Origin of the sequence: Marinicella litoralis (assembly GCF_002591915.1) — a bacterium.
Taxonomy (GTDB): domain Bacteria; phylum Pseudomonadota; class Gammaproteobacteria; order Xanthomonadales; family Marinicellaceae; genus Marinicella; species Marinicella litoralis.
In genome coordinates, this window is the sequence record NZ_NIHB01000001.1 from 612,889 (window position 1) to 635,931 (window position 23,043).

A 23,043-nucleotide genomic window follows, 5' to 3' on the forward strand; every position below is an offset into this window, starting at 1 on the left:
TAACAACAGAAAGTTTTGGAGTGGCTCTGCTTCGATGTATTTAAGCAAAAAAACTCAATAAATGTTACTAAGTAGTAGGAGTGAATCATGAAAACCATAAAGCGCAGTCTGTTACATGCAGGCCTCATAGTAGGGATGTTTACCGGAATCAGTGCTTGTGCCGCCGAACAACCGGCAGCCACAGATGCCTTGGCAGAACACAAGGCCGAAATGATGGCAGGCACCACAGATTTAGCCAGCCAAATAGCCGCCGGCGAAAAAATATACCAAACGTATTGTACGGCTTGTCATCAGGCGAATGGACAAGGGCTGGCTGGTGCATTTCCTCCATTGGCTCAATCTGATTATTTGTTGGCAGATAAAAATCGCGCCATAAGTACAGTCATTGGTGGATTGTCTGGAGAAATCACCGTCAATGGCAAGACTTACAATGCGGTGATGCCTAATTTGTCGTATTTAAAAGATGAAGAAGTGGCCAACGTGGTTACCTATGTCATGAACAGCTGGGGCAATCAAGGATTTCAAGTCAGTACTGCAGAAGTGATGGCTGCCAGGAATGAGACCGCAGCTGTACCCACAGGAGCAGCTGCTGATCACCCCATCACCACTGCAGAAGAAGCGGGGTATCAAGGGGCTCCTTCAGGCATCAATCCAGAAGACGCGGTGCAAATGATAGACTCAGAGGGTCCTGCCATGAGTAAAGATGAATTTGCTTTCGCCACCAAAATTTATTTTGAACGATGTGCAGGTTGTCATGGGGTGCTGCGTAAAGGCGCCACTGGCAAACCACTGACCACTGACATCACCCGAGAAAAAGGCACTGACTACTTAAAAACATTGATTACCTATGGTTCTCCAGCCGGCATGCCTAATTGGGGCACCTCAGGTGATTTTACTGCCGATGAGATTGATACCTTAGCAAGATTCTTGCAACATGAACCACCTGCGCCTCCAGAATGGGGTATGAAGGAAATGATGGATTCATGGAAAGTTTACGTCAAACCAGAAGACCGACCCAAAACCAAACAACACAACAGAGATGTAGACAATTTCTTTTCGGTCACCTTGCGTGATTCAGGTGAAATGGCACTGATTGATGGTGACACCAAAGAAATCGTCACCATTTTAAAAACGGGTTATGCGGTACACATCACCCGACCATCGGCTTCAGGTCGGTACGCTTACACCATTGGCCGAGACGCTAAAATCGACATGATAGATATGTACATGGATCCGCCAGAAATTGTTGCCACCATCAAAATTGGTTTGGAAGCACGTTCGGTTGAAACATCTAAGTACAAAGGCTATGAAGACAAATACGCCATTGCGGGTGCCTATTGGCCGCCACAATTCACCATCATGGAAGGTGATACCTTAGAGCCTAAACGCATTGTTTCTACTCGTGGGATGACTGTAGATACCCAGGAATATCATCCAGAACCTCGAGTGGCAGCGATTGTGGCTTCACACCTGCACCCTGAATTTATTGTGAATGTCAAAGAGACTGGTAAAATTTTATTGGTCAATTACTCAGACATAGAAAGTTTGTCTATTACCACCATTGATGCCGCACGTTTCTTACATGACGGTGGTTGGGACAGCACCAAACGCTATTTTCTGACAGCAGCCAATCAGTCAGATAAAATCGCTGTGGTTGATTCCAAAGAACGAAAATTAACGGCTTTGATTGATGCTGAAAAGATTCCGCATCCGGGTCGAGGTGCCAACATCATTGATCCTGAATATGGTCCCGTGTGGATAACCAGTTCATTGGGTAATGACAACATCACTTTCATTGCCACTGATCCTGTCAACCACAAGGAGCATGCTTGGAAAGTCGTCAGAACATTACATGGCCAAGGTGGCGGTTCATTGTTTGTGAAATCACATCCTGAGTCAAAAAACCTGTGGGTGGACTCGCCGCTGAATCCAAGTGAAGCCATCTCACAAAGTGTTGCCGTGTATGACATCGAAGATTTAGAGGCAGGTTTTGTGGTTTTGCCAATTGCCGAGTGGGCTGATTTGGGCGAAGGTGCCAAACGGGTAGTACAGCCAGAATACAATAAGCAAGGTGATGAAGTGTGGTTTTCAGTTTGGAATGGTAAAGATCAAAAATCAGCGATTGTCATTGTCGATGACAAAACCCGAAAATTGAAACATGTGATCAAAGATAAGCGCATCATTACCCCAACCGGTAAATTCAATATTTACAACACTGTGGAAGATGTTTATTGATTCAAGACTGAAACTATAAACAGTTAAGAAAAAAGCGCTGCCCTTTCCTCCGGGGCAGTGCTTTTTTAGTTTATAAAGCTTCGGTATTCAGTAATGAACGCAGTTGAGGTAGGTTTTTCAGGATGATTTTTTTTTCTTCAATCACAATCAAGCCCTTATTTTCTAACGATTTCAATGCCCGTGAAAAAGTTTCTGGTTTGATTGAAAGACGGGATGCAATGTCGCGTTTAGTCACTTTAAGTTTGAGTGTGAACTCATCTTCAGCTGCATCTTGGGCTTGGGTAAGGAAATAATCGACGACCCTGAAAGCCGCATTGTGCAGGGTTTGTTTATCCAGTTCTTTGACCATCCAATGTAACCTGACGGATAAATGCCCCAGCATATTGATGCATAAGTCGGCTGAACTTTTTAACAGTTTCAAGAAGGGTTGGGCTTGGATACTGACAATGATCGATGGTTTCAATGCGATGGCTGTGACTGGGTATTTGGGTTTGCCGGCAAACAACACCCCTTCGGCAAAGGTGTTACCCGGGAACACCACTTCAATGATTTTCTCATCACCTTTGATGGTGCTGCGGACCAGTTTAATCGCGCCATCATAAACAAAATAGATGTGTGACAAATCCATACCTTGTTGAAACAACATGTGATCTGGTTTTTTATGCAGCAAGTCAGAGAACTGTAACACCTGACTGAACTGAATATCGCTCATGCCTGAAAACATCACGCACTCACGCAAAGCGGCAACCACATTTTGGTTCAATGCCTCATGAATCATAAGGGTTCATTTAAGCGAGTCTGCACAGTTCTGCGAATTTTCATTTTACAAGATATTCAATAAATCAAAGGCAGACTTACCTGCATAACTGGCATTGGATCCCAGTTGTTCTTCGATGCGTAATAATTGATTGTATTTGGCGATCCGGTCCGAACGACACAAAGAGCCAGTCTTGATTTGTGTGGCAGACGTGGCTACTGCTAAATCAGCAATGGTGTTGTCTTCGGTTTCGCCTGAACGGTGTGAAATCACCGCTGTATAACCCGAACGGTAAGCCAAATCGATGGCATCCAAAGTTTCAGTCAAAGTACCAATTTGATTGAATTTAATCAAAATTGAGTTGGCAATGTTTTTATCGATGCCTTCTTTGAAGATTGAAGTATTGGTGACAAACAAATCGTCGCCAACCAATTGAACTTTTTTACCCAGCTTCTCAGTTAAATGTTTCCAACCCGTCCAATCGGCTTCATCCAAACCATCTTCAATACTGATGATGGGGTATTGATCGACCCATGATGACAAAAAGTCAGTGAATTGTTCAGAGTTCAATTGTTGCTGCTCACCGGTGAGGTGGTATAAACCGTCTGAGTGAAATTCAGAACTGGCCACATCCAAGCCCAAATAAACTTCTTCACCGATTTTATAGCCGGCCTGATGAACGGCTTCTAAAATGGTGTCTACCGCTTCAACATTGGAACGCAAATTAGGAGCAAAGCCACCCTCGTCACCCACTGAAGTTGACAGGCCTTTGCTTTTCAGAACTTTGGCCAAGGCGTGAAAAATTTCGGTGCCACAACGCAAAGCTTCGGAAAATGAAGTGAAGCCAGTAGGCAGTACCATAAATTCTTGAACATCCACATTGTTATCGGCATGGGCACCACCATTGATGATGTTCATCATTGGCACTGGTAAGACAAATTTTTCTTGTGTCGCGATGCTTTGGTACAAAGGGATTCTTTTGTCATTGGCCACTGCATGGGCGTTGGCCAGTGAAATGCCCAACAAGGCATTGGCCCCCAGGTTGCCTTTATTATCGGTGCCATCTAAATCCAACATGGCTTGATCCAATCCAGCTTGATCATTGGCATCACGACCCACCAGGGCAGCGGCCAATGTACTGTTGACGTTATTAACTGCTTTGCGCACACCTTTGCCTAAATAGCGAGATTTGTCACCATCCCTCAATTCAATGGCTTCACGAGCACCGGTGGATGCGCCGGATGGCACGATGGCGCGACCAAAGGCGCCTGAATCCAGGGTGACTTCAGCTTCTAAGGTGGGGTTGCCGCGGGAATCCAGAACTTCTCTGGCGTGAATTTTTTTAATTCCAGTCATCGCTTTGTTCCTGTAATGGTTTGGATTTAATGGTTTGATCAATCATTTTCAAAGTTTCCAGTAAGCCGGCCATGTGGCCTAATTTAACGGCATTGGGGCCATCACTTTTGGCATTGGCTGGATCTGGATGGGTTTCCATAAATAAGCCTGCTATACCAACGGCTGTGGCTGCACGGGCGAGTACCGGCACATGTTCACGTTGGCCGCCTGAAGTACCACCTTGGCCACCCGGTAATTGTACCGAATGGGTGGCATCGAAAACCACTGGACACCCAGTGTCTCGCATCACCGCCAATGAACGCATGTCTGAAACCAAGTTGTTGTAGCCAAAACTGGCACCACGTTCACAAACCATGATTTGTTGGTTACCGGTTGATCGGGCTTTTTCGATCACATTTTTCATGTCCCAGGGAGCCATGAATTGGCCTTTTTTGATGTTAACTGGTTTACCTGCATTACAAACCCGCAAAATGAAGTTGGTTTGTCTGGCCAGAAAGGCAGGTGTTTGTAAAACATCAACCACATCAGCCACTTCTTCAATCGGTGAATCATCATGCACATCAGTGATCACAGGAACCCCAACTTGCTTTTGTACTTCAGCCAATATATTCAATCCTGTTTCCATGCCCAATCCGCGGAATGAATTCAAGGAAGTTCGGTTGGCTTTATCAAATGATGATTTGAAGATAAATGGGATGCCCAGTTTGTCGGTGATTTCTTTCAAGTGTCCAGCGGTGTCAATGGCTAACTCCAGTGACTCGATCACACAAGGGCCAGCAATCAGAAAAAAAGGTTGGTCTAGACCGGCTTCAAAATGACATAATTTCATGTTTATTCCTTGGTTAAGCGGCTATTTATTGGTTTTATAAGCCAAAGCAGCAGCAATGTAGTTAGCAAAAAGCGGGTGTCCATCTCGCGGCGTTGAGTTGAATTCAGGGTGAAATTGACAAGCCAAAAACCAAGGATGATTTGGTAATTCTACCATCTCTACCAATTTTGAATCTTCAGAATGGCCTGAAAAAACCATGCCAGCCTCACTGAGTGGTTTTGCATAATTGTTGTTAAACTCAAAACGGTGGCGATGGCGTTCAGAAATCACTTCACTGCCATAGACCTGGTGGGCCAAAGACCCCGGTTTTAACAAGGAATTTTGTGCCCCCAGTCGCATGGTGCCACCTAAATCTGATTGTGAATCCCGAATTTCTTTTTGTCCAGCTCGATCCATCCATTCGGTGATTAATCCAATCACCGGATGAGGGGTTTTCTCGTCGTTTTCTGTGGTGTTGGCTTCAGTCAAGCCACAAACGTTTCTGGCATAGTCAATCACTGCTGCGTGCATGCCATAACAAATACCTAAATAAGGTATGTTGTTTTCTCTGGCAAATCCCACAGCAAATATCTTGCCTTCAAATCCACGATTGCCGAATCCACCGGGCACCAATATGGCATCCACATCAGTGAAAACTGTGCCGTCTTTGGTTTTGCCAAGTTCTTCTGAATCGATGTGCTTGATGTTGACCTTGGTTTGGTTGGGTATGCCTGCATGACGCAAGGCTTCATTCAATGATTTGTAGGCATCAGAATGGTCTAAATATTTACCGACCATACCGATGGTGACATCGTGTTTGGTGTTGGCTTCTGCTTGAACCACACGTTGCCATTCAGACAAATCTGTTTCACCACATTGCAAACCAAACCGTTCTACGACCAATTGATCGAAACCTTCTTTACTTAACTCTTCAGGGATTTGGTAAATGTTGGCACAATCCAGTACAGGGATGACAGCACGCGCTTCTACATTGGTGAACAGCGCAATTTTTTGTAACTCTTCTCGCGGTATACGGTGTTCAGCACGACACAGTAATATGTCTGGTTGTATACCAATCGAACGCAATTCCTTGACGGAATGTTGTGTTGGTTTGGTCTTCAATTCTCCAGCAGCACTGATATAAGGAACCAAGGTTAAATGCACAAACATGGCATTGGAACGCCCTTCTTCCACGCCCATCTGACGAATCGCTTCCATAAAGGGCAATGACTCAATGTCACCCACGGTTCCACCAATCTCTACCATGATCACATCAAAACCATTGGCGGCTTTGCGGACTTTTGATTTGATTTCATCGGTGATGTGCGGGATCACTTGAACGGTTCCACCCAAATAGTCACCACGACGTTCCTTGCGAATCACATTTTCGTAGATTTGGCCGGTGGTGTAATTGTTGTTGCGTGACATTTTGGTACGCACAAAACGTTCATAATGACCTAAATCCAGATCAGTTTCTGCACCGTCTTCGGTGACAAAGACTTCGCCGTGCTGGAATGGGCTCATGGTGCCGGGATCGACATTGATGTAGGGGTCTAATTTCATCATGGTGACACGCAATCCGCGTGCCTCAAGGAGCGATGCCAGAGAGGCTGCCGCTATACCCTTTCCAAGAGATGAAACCACACCACCAGTGACAAATACAAATTTAGTCATGTTGGGTGAAATAGTTAAGCTCAGAAAGGACGTGTATTATATCCGATGGCCGATTTATTTAGCAACTTACTTAACAACTATTCAGTGGTTTTACTTTCCTCTGTTTTGAATTTAATTTTCCACAGTTTGATTGAAATGGGCACCGAAATATTTAACAAGAAAGCAGTGATCATCAAGGTGTAGAAGACTTCAACACTGAATATTTGGTATTGCACAAAGGCTATGTTCATGACCACAAAGGCCAGTTCAGCACGACCTAACATACCAAAACCAATCAACCAACTTTCTGGCCATGAAAATTTTCCAGTATATTTAGCGGCTAATCCTGCTGAAATAATCTGTCCCATAAACAAACCAACAAACAACAACAAGGCTTCAGGCAGCACCGACAGTAACAGCTCGGCATCAAAAATCAGGTGGGTACCCATGGTGACAAAAAACACCGGACCGATCCAGGTGAAGGCCACGTTATCAATGATGGATCGAGCCTTTTCATAAAAATCAGTTTTTTGTTCTTTGTGAAAATCAAAATACTCAGTGTGGATGACCAAACCTGCCATATAGGCACCAATGGCTGGATGGAAGCCAAACTCATGCGCCAACAGCCCCACAGAAACAGCAATTAATAACAACGAAAGTACGGTGTATTCGCCTTTACCCATGGACAACAAGCTGCGTAAATTAACTTGACCAATGATGGGTATTTTCTTGATCCAACCTTTGCTGGTTGGAAACAACCATTTGCCGATCACCACAATGATCAAGAAGAAAACAATCACTTTACCAATGATTACGAATATGTCAGAACCATTGACTTCAGATTGGCCGGCAGCAATTGGCACCAAGATGGCCACAAAGGCCAGTGAAGCAATGTCATCCAACACAGCTGATGTCATGATACCAGTGGCAGCTGGAGAGCCGGAGAGGCCTTCGGATTTCAGTGAAACCATGGTCAATGAAACGGCCGTAGCCGTCATGGCTAATCCAACCATCAATGCGATGTTAGGGTCTCCCCAGTACATCATGGCGGCGCCATATGCGATGGAGAAGGGTACGATGGCACCAAAAAAAGCAATGCCCCATGAACGTTTGATGCTTTTGATGAATTGGTTAACGCATTCTTCAAAGCCCAAAGCAAACATAATGATGATGATGCCCAGTTCAGAGATGTGGTTAATGAAATCTGGTAATTCTTTGGGTAATAAACCGATGTTGGTTAACAGGGTGCCAAAAAACAAAAACCAGAGTACCGGCGTTAATCGGGTGATGTGAGCCATCCAAGCGGCAAAAAAAACACTGACCCAAATAATCGCCAACAGCATCAAATCATGCATCCAATCACCCTCCTGTTATTAATGAGAAATTGCTTTCCTATTATTCTAACTCACAAAAGCAGGGTGCAGGAAACAGATAAAAAATTTATCGCTGTGAATTGACCGAAGTCAAATTGAATCAATAATGACCGAGGTTGGTTTGGGTTTATTGTGGCCTATTTTAAAACAAGTCCTAAGTTTATTCTTGGCGTGATTTAAGGTCTCTTGGCTGCTGGCATGCACCATGGCGATGGGTGTTTGTGCATCCACTTTGTGACCAGTTTTTAACACTTGCGAGAAACCCACTGTCGGATTGATTTCATCACTGGCATGGGTGCGTCCACCACCCAAATCAATGATACTTAAACCGACATCACGACAGTTGATTGATTCAATAAAACCCGTTTGTCCAGCAAACACCGGTTCAATGAACTCTGCTGGTTTTAAATATTTTTGTGGTTGTTCAATGAGGTCACTTGGGCCACCATGGGCAGCCACCATTTGAGCGAATTTTTCAGCAGCGTGACCTTGATCTAATACTTGATTAACTTGGTCTTTGGCATCATCAATGTCTGCAGCCAAATGACCAACCAACAACAATTCAGCTGATAAGTTGAGTACCAATTGATGCAGCTCGGTGTCTTCAGATTCCAGCTTTAAATAATCGATGGTTTCTTGAATTTCTAAACAATGTCCAGCACTGTGGCCAATCACTTGATTCATGTCTGTGATCAAAGCCCTGACCGGAATCGGAGAAACGTCTACCAAGCTTTTGGCCAAATCCAATGCCATGGTGTAGTGGTCAGCAAAAGCGCCACTACCGCATTTGACATCCATCACCAAGCCATCTAAACCAGCTGCCAATTTTTTTGACAAAATGGAGGCAGTGATTAATGGAATGATGTCAACAGTTGCCGTGATGTCACGTGTGGCATATATGCGTTTATCTGCCGGTGCCAGGTTACTGGTTTGGCCAATGATTGAACAGCCCAGTTCGGCGACAATCTGTTTAAATTGAGTGGTGGACAGTTGCGTGTTATAACCTGGGATGGCTTCCAACTTGTCCAAGGTGCCACCAGTGTGACCCAAGCCTCGACCAGATATCATCGGGACGTATCCGCCACATGCAGCCACTATGGGTGCCAACATCAAGGATATTTTGTCGCCCACCCCACCGGTGGAATGTTTGTCGATCACAGGACCGTTTAAATTCAAACTGCGCCATTCAAGTACTTCACCTGAAGATTTCATCGCTTCGGTCAGACTGCGACATTCAGCCGCGCTCATTTGTTGGAAATAAATCGCCATCGCCAAGGCGGCAATTTGTCCTTCACTGATGCTGTTGTCGGTGATGCCCCGTACAAAGAAATTGATTTCTTCTATACTCAGCTCACCACCGTCACGTTTTTTCTTGATGATTTCTTGGGGTAATAGTGTCATGGTTATCGAAACTCTGTTGGCGTATCTCTGACTGTTTGATGTTTATCAACTCATTCGTCATTGTTAATTTGTAGCATACAAATGATCCAAAAAACCGCTGATCAAGGTGTGTACTTTGGCGGCGGCTTTGGGTGCGTAGTTCAGGGTTTGTTCGTGACTGAGGCGCACATCGTCCATACCAGCACCGTAGTTGGTGATGATGGATAAAGCGGCCACTTTCATGTTGTGGTATCTGGCCAAAATGGTTTCTGGCACAGTCGACATTCCGACGGCATCGGCGCCCATCATGCGGATGGCACGAATTTCAGCTGGGGTTTCAAATTGTGGTCCAACCATCCAGGCATACACGCCTTGGGCCAGGTGAATGTCGTTTTTCTCAGCGATTTGACGTAAATGATATCGGTATTGAGCATCATAAGCTTTGCTCATGCTGACAAATCGATTGTTGTTGTTCACTCCAAACAATGGTGATTGGCCGGTGAAGTTAATGTAATCTTTGATCAGCATCACCGAACCCGGTGCTGAATTGAGCAAGGAGCCGGCTGCATTGGTTAAAATCAGGGTTTCAATTCCCAGCAGTTTTAAAGTAGCAATCACCGGAGCCATGGCACCTGCTTCGCCTTTTTCATAGAAATGAATGCGACCGTTCAAAATGATCAAAGGATGACCATTCATTTTGGTCAATAACATCGAACCAGAATGTCCGGCCACGCCGGTTTCTGGAAAACCTGGGATGTCGCTGTATGGAATTTCAGCCAGGATTTCAGTTTGATCGGTCACTGTACCAAGTCCGGAGCCTAGAATCATCGCCACTTTGGCATGGTAATCGACCCGTTGATGGCGAATCATTTCAACGGCTTTGATGGTGGTATTTTCCATGCTGTTATTCTCCATAAGGCGTCCATATGTTTTTAACTTGTGTGGCACGGCGCAGGAATTCTTGGCCTTGTCCTTGGTTTATGTTTAACCAATCTCTGTGGCTGTTTTGAGTCCAACTTCGTTTCAAATTGGTCGCCGACTCATGCTCTACCCATTGCGCGTCAGAACCGAACGCCCAAATGGCATCGACATTCATGTGCCCAGCCAAGGGTTTGGTCAGTTCTAAACGATTGCCACTGATGATGTTTACAGTACCTGCTGGCACATCTGAAGTGTTCAATACCTGGTAAAAATCCAAGGCCGACAAGGGGAAGGCTTCACTGGCAGTCATCACCACTCGGTTGCCCATGGCGATGGCGGGTGCCAGCAATGAAATAAAACTCAACAATGGCGCTTCATCGGGGCATTGGATGGCGATTACCCCTATCGGTTCGTGCATCGCCATGACCACACCGCGCATGGGTACACTGTGAATTTGACCGTCGAATTTATCGCACCAAGCGGCGTAATAACTCAAGCGTTGGATCGAAGATTCAACTTCTGTTTCGGCTTGTTTTTTGCTGTGACCAAAAGACTCCAATCGAGTGGCAAACTCAGCTTTGCGATAGGATAAGTTTTCGGCCATAAAATACATCACTTGTTGCCGTTGATAAGCATTCATATGCGACCAACTGTGGCTTGTAGCTGCGGCTTCTACCGCATTTCTCACATCTTTGCGATTACCCAGACCGGCGTGGGTGATGATTTGTCCTTTTGAGTTATGGATGGCGTATGAATAACCACCATCAGGTCGGACTTGCTTGCCACCGATATACATCTTGGGTGTTTTGTCCATACCTTGAACGGGTTCAATGCTTTTGGCTGCTTGTTTGTTGGCCGCTTTGTCTTTATCTTTTTGGGTCTTTGTGTTAATTTTTAAAGTCAAGTACTCATACAAGCCCTCTTTACCACCTTCGCGACCAAAGCCTGATTCTTTGACCCCACCAAAACCTGCGGCAGCATCCATCATATTGGTGCAATTGATCCACACAATGCCTGCTTGTACCAAAGGTGCCAAATGCATTGCCATATTGATGTTCTCGCTCCAAATGCTGGCAGCCAAGCCATAACGAGAATTGTTGGCCAAAGCCACCGCTTCACTGGGGGTGCGGAACGTCATTGAAACCAAGACAGGGCCAAATATTTCATCTTGTACCACTTGATCTGAGGGTGAGACATCGGTTAACAAAGTCGGTGGATAAAAACAACCGGAACTGGGTAACTCAGCCGTTGATTGGTTCAAACACGCACCAGCATCGACACCAGCTTGAACCAAACTGGCAATTTTCTGTTGTTGTCTGGGGTCTATGATGGCGCCCATGTCGATGGATTTGTCCAGTGGGTCACCAATGCGTAGTTTATGCATGCGGCTGATTAATTTTTTATGAAACCTTTCTGCCACGGCTTCTTGTACCAGCAGGCGCGAGCCGGCACAACAAACTTGGCCTTGGTTGAACCAAATCGCATCGACCACACCTTCTACAGCGGCATCCAAATCGGCATCAGCACACACGATAAAGGCCGATTTACCACCGAGCTCCAGCGACAGTTTTTTGCCACTACCTGCAGTGGCCTGTCTGATCCAACGACCCACAGCAGTGGAACCGGTGAACGCAATTTTCTTGATGTCTGGGTGTTCTACAATGTGTTGTCCAGTGCTGCCATCTCCTGTCACCACGTTGAGCACCCCTTTGGGTAAACCGGCTTGTTGACAGATTTCTGCGAACAACAATGCGGTTAAAGAGGTGAACTCAGCCGGTTTGATCACGATGGTGTTACCTGTTGCTAAGGCTGGGGCTATTTTCCATGCCAACATCAGCAGTGGAAAATTCCAAGGGATGATTTGACCCACCACACCAATGGCTTCATGGTCAGGGAATTCTGTGTCTAACAATTGTGCCCATCCAGCATGGTGGTAAAAATGACGGATGGCCAATGGCACATCAATGTCACGACTTTCGCGAATCGGTTTGCCATTGTCTAAGGTTTCTAACACAGCGAACAATCTAGAATTTTTTTGAATCAAGCGAGCGATGGCATACAAATATTCACTCCGAGCATGGCCCGATAAAGCCTGCCAGCCTGGCAGTGCTTTTTCAGCGGCCTTGACCGCTTGATTAACTGTGTTTTTATCGGCCTGGGAGACCTGAGCCAGCCGTTCACCACTGGCGGGGTTGTTGCTGGCAAAATGGTTTTTACCACTATGCCAATCGCCGTTGATGAAATGGCTCATTTTGTTTTTATGCTGAGCCAACCATTCAAGGGCCAAGTCAGGTGATTCTGGTGCGTTGCCGTAATCCATTGTCTGTAAGATGTCTTTAATGTTCATGATTAATATAATTTGTCCCTTTATCCGATGGCATGTCTGTGTGCAGCCGAATAATGGCCGGTGATGTGATGTTCCAATTGACGTTCGATGTCGCCCAATAAACTGGAGGCGCCAAATCGGAATAAATCCGGTTGTAACCAATCATCTCCTAATTCTTCTTTCATCATTGAAAGGTAAACCAAAGCGTCTTTGGCTTTGCTGATGCCGCCAGCTGGTTTGTAACCCACTTTATAGCCAGTGCGTTCTTGGTATTCACGAATTTGTCTGATCATGGTCAATGACACCGGCAAGGTGGCGTTGACTGATTCCTTACCGGTGGAGGTTTTGATGAAATCAGCGCCCGCCATCATACAGACCATCGATGCCTTGGCGACATTCCTTAAAGTGGATATTTCACCGGTGGAAAGGATGGTTTTCATGTGTGCCTGACCACAAGCTTCGCGGTAGGCTTTGACCTCGTCGTACAAGGCTGACCAGTTCTCGGAAAACACGTGTTTACGCGTGATGACGATGTCAATTTCATCAGCGCCGGCTTTGACCGACTCTTTGATTTCCTCGATTTTTAAATGCAAAGGTGTCAAGCCAGCTGGGAAACCGGTTGAAACAGCGGCCAAGTGAATGTCAGTGCCTTTCAATGCATTCGCGGCAGTGGTTAACATGTCATGATAAACACAAATGGCGCCCGTAGTCAGGTGTAAATCTTCGATGCCCAAAGCCGTCACCAAATCATGCCGAATGGGCTTTTTAGCCTTGGCACATAATCGCTTGACTCGCAGTTCGGTGTCATCACCTGCCAAAGTGGTCAGGTCGATCAATGTAATGGCTTTAAGTAACCACGCCGCTTGGTGTTGTTTTTTCACACTGCGTCGCGCTCCTAAAGATTGTGCGCGCCTTTCAATGGCGCTTTTATTGACTTGAATGGACTCAATCCAATCCAAGTTCAGGTCCATGCCTGGGTTTCTTTCAATAGTCATGCCGGTTATTTTACATCAAATTTTATAGACTTAATATTCAATGCATTCAGATACCATGATTTCGACTGCTTGGTGCTGTCTTTTGGGTGGTCGGTTTGAACCCGTTAATTCAATGTAACAAGCAGGTCATTCTGATTTAGCGAATGTTATGATTCAATCATGCTATTTTACAAAAGATGCGAGCAATCGTATGATGGAAACAGAAGGGCATAAGAGATTGGCTTGTCAAAATCAAATCTAAGACAGCTCAGGTAAAATCGCCTGGTGTTGCAAGTTGATTCAATTCCATAACCTGATGACCCTGAGGTATAAAATAAACGAACTGACTGAGATTTTAGTTAAGGAGCATGATAATGAGTAACAATGAAACACCGAAAACCGGAAAATGTCCGGTGATGCATGGGGCAAACACCAATCCAAGCACTTCTAAAGATTGGTGGCCAAATACCCTGAATTTGGATATCTTGAGTCAACACGACAGCAAGACCAATCCATTGGGTGATGACTTTGACTATCGAACGGAAGTCAAAAAGCTTGATGTGGCGGCACTGAAACAAGATTTACATGCATTGATGACCGACAGTCAAGATTGGTGGCCCGCCGACTGGGGTCATTATGGTGGATTAATGATTCGCTTGACTTGGCATGCGGCCGGCTCTTATCGTGTGGCAGACGGTCGTGGTGGTGCAGCAACCGGTAACCAACGATTTGCGCCGTTGAATTCTTGGCCTGATAATGCCAATTTGGACAAGGCTCGACGTTTACTTTGGCCAATTAAAAAGAAGTACGGCAATCAACTGAGTTGGGCCGATTTATTGGCTTATGCAGGAACCATAGCCTATGAGTCTATGGGCCTGAAAACCTACGGATTTGCCTTTGGTCGTGAAGACATTTGGCACCCTGAAAAAGACATTTATTGGGGTTCGGAACAAGAATGGTTGGCCACCAGTGATCAACCCAACAGTCGGTATTCAGGTGAACGTGATTTGGAAAACCCATTGGCTTCAGTGATGATGGGTCTGATATACGTTAATCCAGAAGGGGTTGATGGAAAACCTGATCCGTTAAAAACAGCCCATGATGTCAGGGTCACTTTTGCTCGCATGGCGATGAACGATGAAGAAACTGTGGCATTGACGGCCGGTGGTCATACTGTCGGTAAGTGTCATGGTAACGGCGATGCCAGCTTATTGGGTGCTGAGCCTGAAAGTGCTGACATCAGTGAACAAGGCTTGGGCTGGAACAACCACAGCAAGCGTGGTATTGGTCGAGACTCGGTGACCAGTGGACTGGAAGGAGCTTGGACATCTAACCCCACACAATGGGACAACGGCTATTTTGACATGTTGTTGAAGCATGAATGGACATTGAATAAAAGCCCAGCAGGGGCTTGGCAGTGGGAACCAGTAGATCTCGACGAAGCCGATAAACCGGTTGATGCAGAAGACGCCTCTTTAAAAGCCAATGTGCTCATGACTGATGCAGACATGGCCATGAAAATGGATCCTGAGTACCGCAAAATATCAGAAAAATTTCACCAAAATCCAGCTTATTTTTCTGAAGTGTTTGCCAGAGCTTGGTTCAAATTAACGCATCGAGACATGGGGCCAAAATCTCGTTACATTGGCCCAGATGTACCCGACGAAGATTTACTTTGGCAAGATCCAGTGCCTCAAGGCCATGTCAGTTATGACGTGAAAGCAGTTAAAAGCCAAATACAAAAAAGTGGTTTAAACACCGGTGATTTGGTTGCAACCGCATGGGACAGTGCCAGGACCTTTAGAAATTCTGATTTAAGGGGTGGTGCCAATGGTGCACGCATTCGCTTGGCGCCACAAAAAGATTGGCCAGGCAATGAACCTGCCAGGCTGCAAAAAGTGCTGTCGGTGCTGGAAAAAATAGCTGAGACATCAGGCGCCAGTATTGCTGATGTGATTGTGTTGGCAGGTAATGTGGGTGTTGAGCAAGCCATCCAAGCAGCTGGCATTGATGTCTCTGTACCATTCATACCAGGCCGTGGTGATGCCACAGATGAAATGACTGATGTGGATTCTTTTGAGCCACTGGAAGTGGTGCATGATGGTTTTCGCAACTGGGTGAAGAAAGACTATTCAGTTGAGCCTGAAGAATTGTTGTTGGATCGTGCCCAACTTTTGGGTCTGACTGCGCCAGAAATGACCGCCCTGGTTGGCGGCATGCGAGTGCTTGGTACCAATCATGGCGCCACTGAACACGGGGTTTTTACCAATCGAATTGGCACCCTGAGTAATGATTTTTTTGTCAATTTAACTGACATGCAAAATACTTGGCAGCCAACTGGTAATAACATTTATGAGCTGCGAGATCGACAATCAAAGCAAACCAAGTGGACAGCCACTCGGGTTGATTTGGTGTTTGGTTCCAATTCCATTCTTCGCAGTTATGCTGAGTTTTATGCCCAAGATGACAACCAACAAAGGTTTGTCAAAGATTTTGTGGCTGCTTGGACCAAAGTGATGAATGCCGATCGATTTGATGTGAACAGTTAACCGTTCAAGGGTATTGCATTCCCAAAGAAGAGATTCCAGTGTCATTGTTATTATGCCACTGGAATTTTTAATATGGGATGTTTGTCAGTGAGGGTTATGCAATGGACCCATTTTTATGGTTCGACTACAATGGTACCAAATTGGTTTTTGCCATTGTTTTTAGCTAAATAAAGTCCTTGGTCCGCTTGTTTCATTAGTTCGTTTGAATCAATGTTTTTCCATGTGTTGTCAGACATTAAACCAATACCAATACTGACAGTTATGTTGTCCTTGATCGCCTCTGAAATGTTTTTGGTGTCTATTTCCGAAACGATTTTCAGTATTTTGTTGGCTATTTTTTTGGCGCCATCTAGTGAGGTATGAGGCAATATGACGGCAAATTCTTCACCACCTATGCGAGCTGCATAATCACCTTTCCTGATAGATGCCTCCAGCATATGAGCCACATTGATCAATACCAAGTCACCGATGTCATGTCCATAATTGTCATTGAAAAACTTGAAATCATCAATGTCCAAAATCAGTAAGGACAATGGGCTGTTGCTTCTGGTGCTGATATCCAATTCAATGTTCAAGCTTTTATGAAATGAACGTCGATTGGCCATGCCCGTTAAAGGGTCGGCATTGGCTTCTTTGTGTAGTTGCGTATTGGTTTCTCTTAATTCAGTAAATGCCTCAGAAATTTCAAGCTGTTTTTGTTCCAATTGTTTTTCCAGGTGTTCATTCATTTGTATCAATGCAGACGATTTTCTTTTACTGGAAAAAACCCCATAAACCACGTTGAAAAATCCATAAACTGCTTTCAACCAACCACGAGCCCAACGCGGGGTCAGGACTTCAAATTCATACAATATGGTGCTTTCACTCCACCCTTTGAGTGGTGAAAAGGCTTGGATCAAAAATTGATAATGGCCAAGTGGCAATGAATTGAATTGGACAAAATTTAATTTAGTGAAACTCCAATCATCATCAAAACCAATTAATTTGTAACGGTACTTGAGGTTGTTTTCATTGGAATACCAAGCACTGAAAAATTTAATTTTAAGGGTCCAGTTTCCCGGTTTAACTTTATCCAGCTCTTTAGATCTTTTTACAGTTGCTTTGTCCCAAATCACTTCATCTAAATAAGTATTGAGTTTGTTGGTGATGTCGTCTAGTTTAAGTTTATCGACAATGACCAAGCCTGAGTTTAGTCCACAGTACAGGTATCTGTTATTGACCATTAACAAGCTTTTACTGGTGGTGAATTCCCAGTTGGCCTGTGATAAAAATGCGGTGATGTTTCTGATTTCATGTTTGCCCTTGGTATCGTATTGGCTCAGGCCGTTGATGCCACCGACCCAAATGGTGTCTTCATCCCATACCACGGACCAGCCTGAAATCATGGTTTCGGTTTCAATCAGTAGATGAGATTCATGATTTTGGTGATGGATTGAAATCAGGTTGTCATGCAATATGGCACAACTGTTTTCAGCATTAAAATTAATACAGTAAACGCTGGCATTTTCTTTTAAGTACCGCAGTTTCTGTTTGATGAATTCGTGATTCGATTCAATAAATAAACCATTGCCAATGGTCCCAATCCATAATACTTCATCGGCATCGCAGGTGATGCTGTAAACATAGCCCAGATCAAACTGTTTCACAATGTGTAAATGACCCTCGCTATTCAATCGGGTCTCAGTTAATCCATACCTGCTACCAATCCACAGTTGATTCTGACGTTTGAAAAGTACCCTGGCTTGTTTAGATAAATACTTGTCACTGGCAAACAATTGTTGCCATTGTCCGGCTTTATTGGCATAGACCCCGATATCAGTGGCTATAAATTGTAAATGGTCATCAATTTGAATTTGGTCCCAAATAATGGTTTCAGCTGGTTTGGGCGAATCCTTAAAATAATGAAAATTATCTGTTTTCACTATTTTGTTTACGCTTCTACCGCCTATTTGGATTTGGTTTTCATCCACTTTATTGATGCAAAATACTGTGCAGTTTCGATCAAAAATAGGTTGATAAATCAAATCTTTCAAAGCACTGATTTTAATCGCGCCATACTGGGCAGTAGAGCACCAAATGTTGTTGAATGAATCGATAACAAAATCATTAATCAGGCAATCATGGTTAATCACTGCAGGATCGCCCCATTGATTGTCAAGGAGTTTGTACATGGCCAATTGATCATTGATACCTAACCAAAGATCATTTTTATTACGTAATGCAGCACTGACATTACTGAATGGGTTTGTTCTGATGATTTTATTGTTGTTGATTTCAAAAATATTATCTTTGGCTACCAAGCAAAGGTTGTTTTCTGAGTCTTGACTGATGTGTTTCAATGATTTTATTTGGTTTGAGATTTCAGACAAAGTAGGTTTAAATTCAGTGTCGTAAATTTTCATACCTACCGTTCGCCCATAACTCCAAATCAAACCAGAATGATCAACGAACACCAGGTCATGGTTGCCATTGAATAATTTTGTAATGGAGTGGTTTTGGAATTGGAACAAGCCCTCTGAACTGCCAAAAATCAGACCAAGTTGAGGGTGTAGGGCCAAATCATTAACCAGGCCAAATTCCCATTTTTCGATGATCTGCTGGCTGTTGCCTTTTATAACTAAATCAATGCCACAGTCTGTAGCAATCAGAAGCTGTCCGTTGGGACCTGGGATGACCTTTCTCAATCCATGTGACGATAGCTTAAGGCGTTTGGTGTGGTTTTCCAGTTCATTGCCGTTGTATCGGCTGAGGCCATTGGGTCCTGAAAGCCAAATTAAACCGTTGCTGTCTTGGCAAATGTTGTGCACCTGGCCACTGTCCAAGCCATTGTTCTTATTGAACCACTTCAGAGGAATGTGTTGTTTATGGTAGGTGTAATTTTTCAAAGCTGAATGGCTGGTTTAAATTTATATAGCATAAATGATATGTTTTTTGGTTCCCAGTGCAAGTGATTTAAGTGCTTTATTTTAAACATATTTTACTAAATCATCACTTTCAATTAATTTTGTTGCTGTTATGTCCAGAGACTCAGTTTCAACTTGCTGTTATTATTTTAAAATCTAAGTACAAATGTACAACATTTTTATCACAAACCTGTAACAACGGCTACAGATTTTATCTGAAGATTCAATTCAAAAACCAAGACTGCTTACCGGGTCAGTTGCTTTATGATTGTCTGATGTTGGGGGTATAAACCAATCAACTCATCTTGATCAGCCAATTCAAAATCAGCAAATTCAAACCCAGGTGCAACCGTGCAACCAACCAATGCATAACCATTGGGTTCAGCAACACTGGCAGCGAACCAATCGCCCGCTGTGACCAGCTGTTGCAATGATTGGCCATGTATTGGGTTGTTACCCAGTGGCAAGACTTCATACTGCCCGTTGGTTTTGAGGACGTGAATATTCAAACCTGAGCCTTGATAGAAATGCCACAATTCGTCTTGTTTGATGCGGTGAAATGCAGAGAATTCAGGTGCTTCCAACAAGTAATAGATGGCGGTAGAAAAACTGTGTGCTTGATCAAACCTGGGTGGAAGCTTGACAGCTGGCAAGGATTCTTTACAACGGTAAGTTTCTCTGAAAAAACCACCTTCTGGGTGAGCCTGTAGGTCTAAATGATCAACCCACTCCTGGGGTTTCATGGGGTTTTGTTTGGTTGCTGTTTAAAAGCTTCGAATCCCGCGGTGATGAAGGGCACCAAGCGTTCATGCACCGCATCTAAATTACTTGATTGGCACAGACCGTCTGACAAATTACTGATGCGCTCAGTGCCTGAAAAAGTCAAGGTCAATGCGCCTGAAAGAAAATGATAACACCAGAACAAATCCTCCTTTTCGGCAGCAGGCATGGTGGCATGGATGGCATCCAAAAACTTTTTAGCCAACGGGTCAAAATATTGGGTCATGATGACACCACCAAGTTCAGGATGGTTGTTGATTTGTGCGATGATGGCAAAATAGCTTTTCCAGCCAGTACCACCTTTGTTTGACCGGTTCAATAATGCATGAGTAAATGCATCAATGATTTCATGCAGGGGTGCTGGATTGGGTTGGGCTCGCCGAATGCAATCATCCAACATTTGGATGCGCTCACGATTCAATATTTCTGCTCGGCGTAACATCACCGCATCAAAAATATCATTCTTCTTGCCAAAATGGTAACTGGCCAATGCTGGATCAACATCCGCTTCTGCAGTGATTTGGCGAATTGAAACGCCATAAAATCCACGAACGGCAAATAATTTTTCAGCGGCATCAAGGATTAAATCTTTGGTGTTTTTTTTATTGGTCATGTTTCATTTAATGTTTATTGATAGTCATTCTACAGGCATTTTAACATGCTCAATTCAACACATGATGAAATTAATTTAAACAAGTGTTGAATTAATTTAAATAAATGATGTAACATCTTAGCCGGACAATTAAATTTTGGGGACGAAATGATGTACAAGAACAAAATAACTGCTGCCATTCATCAGACTTTGATGGTTTCAGCATTCAGTATGGCAATGGTTCCAGTCGCTTGGTCACAAGCGGCGGACGATGAAGAGTCCGTGGCTCTGGATGATGTGAAAGTAACTGCCAGAAGGGTGGAAGAATCCATACAAGACATTCCTGTGGCCGTGACTTCATTCAGTCGGGAAGAATTAGAAGATGCGCAGGCTGAAAATTTAGATTCATTGAAAGGTGCAGTACCGAATATGAACCTGGTACAGGGCCGTGGATCGGCCACCAGTGCCAATATCTACATTCGAGGTATTGGCCAACCCGATGCCCTACAAACATTTGACCCAGGCGTGGGAGTTTATGTAGATGGTGTATACCTGTCACGGATTCAAGGCGCATTGATGAGTTTGCATGATGTTGAACGGATCGAAGTGCTGCGTGGCCCTCAAGGCACCCTGTATGGTAAGAACACCATTGGTGGTGCAGTCAATGTGGTGACTCGAAGACCTGATGGCGAAAGTGCTGGTGAACTTCAGCTACTGGGTGGTAATTACGGTAAATTGTCGACCAGCATGTACTACAAAGGCGCTTTAAGTGATCGTACCAGCGCCAGTATTTCTGCATTGTATCGTTTGGACAATGGCTTTGTTGAAGACCAATTCAATGGTCAACATTACAACGACCGAGACAACACTTCACTGCGATTTTTATTGAATTCACAGGTCAATGATCGCCTGTCATTGGATTTTTCGATTGATTATACTGATCAAGAAAATGCGTTGTCTTTGGGTCGGTCTGAATCGGCTTTGATTGCATTGGATTTTGCTGATTTAACCACACCTGTGATATTGAGTTTGCCCCCAAGCGGTGAATATGATTTCCGCGGCCGCACATCATTCAATAACGATGAAAATCAAGAGTTGCGTCACACCGGTGCAAGCATAACGGTCAACTATGACATCAATGACCGATGGAACTTCAAATCCATTACCGCAAAACGCGATTTACAATCAGATTCATTCATTGATATCGATGCCACAGAATTTGAATTGGGTGATGTCTTTGTAGGGGTTGATCAAGATCAATTCAGTCAAGAGTTTCAATTTCTTTTCGACAATGCCAATGGATTTAACGCCGTGTTGGGTGCTTACTATCTTCAAGAAAATGTGCCATCACATCAAGAAGCTTATGCCAATGATTTTCTGCTGTTTGGTGGCGTGCCTTTAGATTTTCTGCGGACTATTGATGATGACTTAGAAACCACAAGTTATGCCTTGTTTGCCCAAGGTAACTGGACTTTAACTGATCGCTGGGGTTTAACAGCTGGTATTCGTTACAGCAAAGACGATAAAGACTATGCCCGAACCACCTCCACTTTTTCAACGGCTGGTCCATTCTTAGATGGCACCTTTGCTTTTCAAGACTCGGACAGTTGGGACAGTGTGACACCCATGCTGTCAGTTGATTACCAAGTCAGTGACAACAGCATGATGTATGCCAGTGTATCCAAAGGATTTAAATCAGGCGGATTCAATGGTCGTGCCAATGGTGCTGCAGATGTCAGTTCATTTAAGCCAGAGACGGTATGGACTTATGAAGTGGGTGGTAAGTCGCAATTTCTAGATAATCGCCTGCGCGTTAATTATGCGATGTTCACATCAAACTATGAAGACTTTCAAGCTCGAGTGGCAGAAGACATTTCCAGTTTCCCAGTCATCAATGCAGCGGAGCTTGATATATCTGGAGCTGAACTTGAAGTCACTTGGTTATTAAGTGCGTCTACATCAGTATACAGTTCAGTGGGGTATTTAAACTCAGATTACAAAAAATTCTTTGATTTCAGGCAACCCGATTTAGACCGTTCAGATGACACACCTCCCTTTTCACCAGATTGGACATTCCGCATAGGAATGAATCATGCGATGTATTTAAATGGTGGCGCGGTGTTGCGATTTGGGGTTAATGGTAATTACACCGATGACATGTATTTGTCGGTGGATAACCAGGCTGCGCTGACTCAAGACGACTATTGGTTATTCAATGCTTATGCCACCTATGATTTTGCCAACCCAGCTTGGTCTGTCAGTGTTGGAGGTAAAAATTTAGGTGATGAAGTGTACAAAGTGGATGCCCAAGAATTCTCCAGTGTCGGAAACATCCAGACGGCTTATTATGGTGATCCAAGAACCTGGTATGCGGCTTTGAACTATCGATTTTAATTGTTCTCCTCGAAATGGCTTTTGCATGATACTGCAATTAGA

Annotated in this window: 15 protein-coding genes; 3 read left to right on the forward strand and 12 right to left on the reverse strand. The window is 44.2% G+C overall.

The annotated features are described in order from the left end of the window. Positions 1-87 precede the first annotated feature (87 nt). Complete coding sequence (locus CCS90_RS02750; protein WP_281275141.1) at positions 88-2,235, forward strand: cytochrome D1 domain-containing protein; 2,148 nt, start codon at positions 88-90, stop codon at positions 2,233-2,235. A gap of 70 nt (positions 2,236-2,305) precedes the next feature. Here the strand turns inward: CCS90_RS02750 and CCS90_RS02755 are convergent, their stop codons facing one another. The 9 genes from CCS90_RS02755 to deoC all read right to left on the reverse strand — a co-directional run bounded on the left by CCS90_RS02755 (position 2,306) and on the right by deoC (position 13,804). Continuing rightward, positions 2,306-3,013: a Crp/Fnr family transcriptional regulator gene (locus CCS90_RS02755; RefSeq protein ID WP_099017970.1), complete on the reverse strand. Its 708-nt coding sequence runs from the start codon at positions 3,011-3,013 to the stop codon at positions 2,306-2,308. Positions 3,014-3,058: 45 nt separating this feature from the next. Next, positions 3,059-4,348: a phosphopyruvate hydratase gene (gene eno / locus CCS90_RS02760; RefSeq protein ID WP_099017971.1), complete on the reverse strand. Its 1,290-nt coding sequence runs from the start codon at positions 4,346-4,348 to the stop codon at positions 3,059-3,061. Next, positions 4,335-5,177 (reverse strand): 3-deoxy-8-phosphooctulonate synthase, encoded by an 843-nt coding sequence (kdsA, locus tag CCS90_RS02765; protein WP_099017972.1) that lies wholly within the window; start codon positions 5,175-5,177, stop codon positions 4,335-4,337. Before kdsA ends, eno begins: the two co-directional genes overlap by 14 nt. Before the next feature lie 21 nt (positions 5,178-5,198). After that, a complete protein-coding gene (pyrG, locus tag CCS90_RS02770) occupies positions 5,199-6,830 on the reverse strand; it encodes a CTP synthase (protein ID WP_099017973.1) in 1,632 nt (543 codons plus the stop codon). Between the two features lie 77 nt (positions 6,831-6,907). Further along, on the reverse strand, positions 6,908-8,164 hold the full coding sequence (locus CCS90_RS02775; protein ID WP_099017974.1) for a cation:proton antiporter: 1,257 nt from the start codon (positions 8,162-8,164) through the stop codon (positions 6,908-6,910). 108 nt (positions 8,165-8,272) lie between these two features. Then, on the reverse strand, positions 8,273-9,583 hold the full coding sequence (gene deoA, locus CCS90_RS02780) for a thymidine phosphorylase (RefSeq protein WP_099017975.1): 1,311 nt from the start codon (positions 9,581-9,583) through the stop codon (positions 8,273-8,275). A 63-nt stretch (positions 9,584-9,646) separates the two neighbouring features. Next, on the reverse strand, positions 9,647-10,462 hold the full coding sequence (locus tag CCS90_RS02785; RefSeq protein WP_099018724.1) for a purine-nucleoside phosphorylase: 816 nt from the start codon (positions 10,460-10,462) through the stop codon (positions 9,647-9,649). Positions 10,463-10,466: 4 nt separating this feature from the next. Then, complete coding sequence (locus tag CCS90_RS02790; RefSeq protein WP_099017976.1) at positions 10,467-12,830, reverse strand: aldehyde dehydrogenase family protein; 2,364 nt, start codon at positions 12,828-12,830, stop codon at positions 10,467-10,469. Between the two features lie 20 nt (positions 12,831-12,850). Then, positions 12,851-13,804, reverse strand: coding sequence for a deoxyribose-phosphate aldolase (gene deoC / locus CCS90_RS02795; protein ID WP_099017977.1), 954 nt, complete (start codon positions 13,802-13,804; stop codon positions 12,851-12,853). A 353-nt stretch (positions 13,805-14,157) separates the two neighbouring features. On the opposite strand from deoC, the gene katG reads away from it, so the two are divergent. Continuing rightward, complete coding sequence (gene katG / locus CCS90_RS02800; protein ID WP_099017978.1) at positions 14,158-16,332, forward strand: catalase/peroxidase HPI; 2,175 nt, start codon at positions 14,158-14,160, stop codon at positions 16,330-16,332. Positions 16,333-16,445: 113 nt separating this feature from the next. Here katG and CCS90_RS02805 read toward each other — a convergent pair whose 3' ends face one another. From CCS90_RS02805 to CCS90_RS02815, 3 genes are all read right to left on the reverse strand, one after another. Next, complete coding sequence (locus CCS90_RS02805) at positions 16,446-19,217, reverse strand: ligand-binding sensor domain-containing diguanylate cyclase (RefSeq protein ID WP_099017979.1); 2,772 nt, start codon at positions 19,215-19,217, stop codon at positions 16,446-16,448. A gap of 263 nt (positions 19,218-19,480) precedes the next feature. After that, complete coding sequence (locus tag CCS90_RS02810) at positions 19,481-19,978, reverse strand: cupin domain-containing protein (protein WP_099017980.1); 498 nt, start codon at positions 19,976-19,978, stop codon at positions 19,481-19,483. After that, positions 19,975-20,628, reverse strand: coding sequence for a TetR/AcrR family transcriptional regulator (locus CCS90_RS02815; protein ID WP_099017981.1), 654 nt, complete (start codon positions 20,626-20,628; stop codon positions 19,975-19,977). Before CCS90_RS02815 ends, CCS90_RS02810 begins: the two co-directional genes overlap by 4 nt. A gap of 150 nt (positions 20,629-20,778) precedes the next feature. Here CCS90_RS02815 and CCS90_RS02820 point away from each other — a divergent pair, with 150 nt between their 5' ends. Next, a complete protein-coding gene (locus CCS90_RS02820) occupies positions 20,779-23,001 on the forward strand; it encodes a TonB-dependent receptor (protein WP_180236486.1) in 2,223 nt (740 codons plus the stop codon). Positions 23,002-23,043 lie beyond the last annotated feature (42 nt).

Excerpts from the sequence above, each read along its gene's own strand:
- katG (WP_099017978.1), top strand. The coding sequence starts at position 14,158 with ATGAGTAACAATGAAACACCGAAAACCGGAAAATGTCCGGTGATGCAT.
- CCS90_RS02755 (WP_099017970.1), bottom strand. The coding sequence starts at position 3,013 with ATGATTCATGAGGCATTGAACCAAAATGTGGTTGCCGCTTTGCGTGAG.
- CCS90_RS02785 (WP_099018724.1), bottom strand. The coding sequence starts at position 10,462 with ATGGAAAATACCACCATCAAAGCCGTTGAAATGATTCGCCATCAACGG.
- eno (WP_099017971.1), bottom strand. The coding sequence starts at position 4,348 with ATGACTGGAATTAAAAAAATTCACGCCAGAGAAGTTCTGGATTCCCGC.
- CCS90_RS02820 (WP_180236486.1), top strand. The coding sequence starts at position 20,779 with ATGTACAAGAACAAAATAACTGCTGCCATTCATCAGACTTTGATGGTT.
- CCS90_RS02810 (WP_099017980.1), bottom strand. The coding sequence starts at position 19,978 with ATGAAACCCCAGGAGTGGGTTGATCATTTAGACCTACAGGCTCACCCA.
- kdsA (WP_099017972.1), bottom strand. The coding sequence starts at position 5,177 with ATGAAATTATGTCATTTTGAAGCCGGTCTAGACCAACCTTTTTTTCTG.
- deoC (WP_099017977.1), bottom strand. The coding sequence starts at position 13,804 with ATGACTATTGAAAGAAACCCAGGCATGGACCTGAACTTGGATTGGATT.
- CCS90_RS02815 (WP_099017981.1), bottom strand. The coding sequence starts at position 20,628 with ATGACCAATAAAAAAAACACCAAAGATTTAATCCTTGATGCCGCTGAA.
- CCS90_RS02790 (WP_099017976.1), bottom strand. The coding sequence starts at position 12,830 with ATGAACATTAAAGACATCTTACAGACAATGGATTACGGCAACGCACCA.
- CCS90_RS02775 (WP_099017974.1), bottom strand. The coding sequence starts at position 8,164 with ATGCATGATTTGATGCTGTTGGCGATTATTTGGGTCAGTGTTTTTTTT.
- deoA (WP_099017975.1), bottom strand. The coding sequence starts at position 9,583 with ATGACACTATTACCCCAAGAAATCATCAAGAAAAAACGTGACGGTGGT.
- CCS90_RS02750 (WP_281275141.1), top strand. The coding sequence starts at position 88 with ATGAAAACCATAAAGCGCAGTCTGTTACATGCAGGCCTCATAGTAGGG.
- pyrG (WP_099017973.1), bottom strand. The coding sequence starts at position 6,830 with ATGACTAAATTTGTATTTGTCACTGGTGGTGTGGTTTCATCTCTTGGA.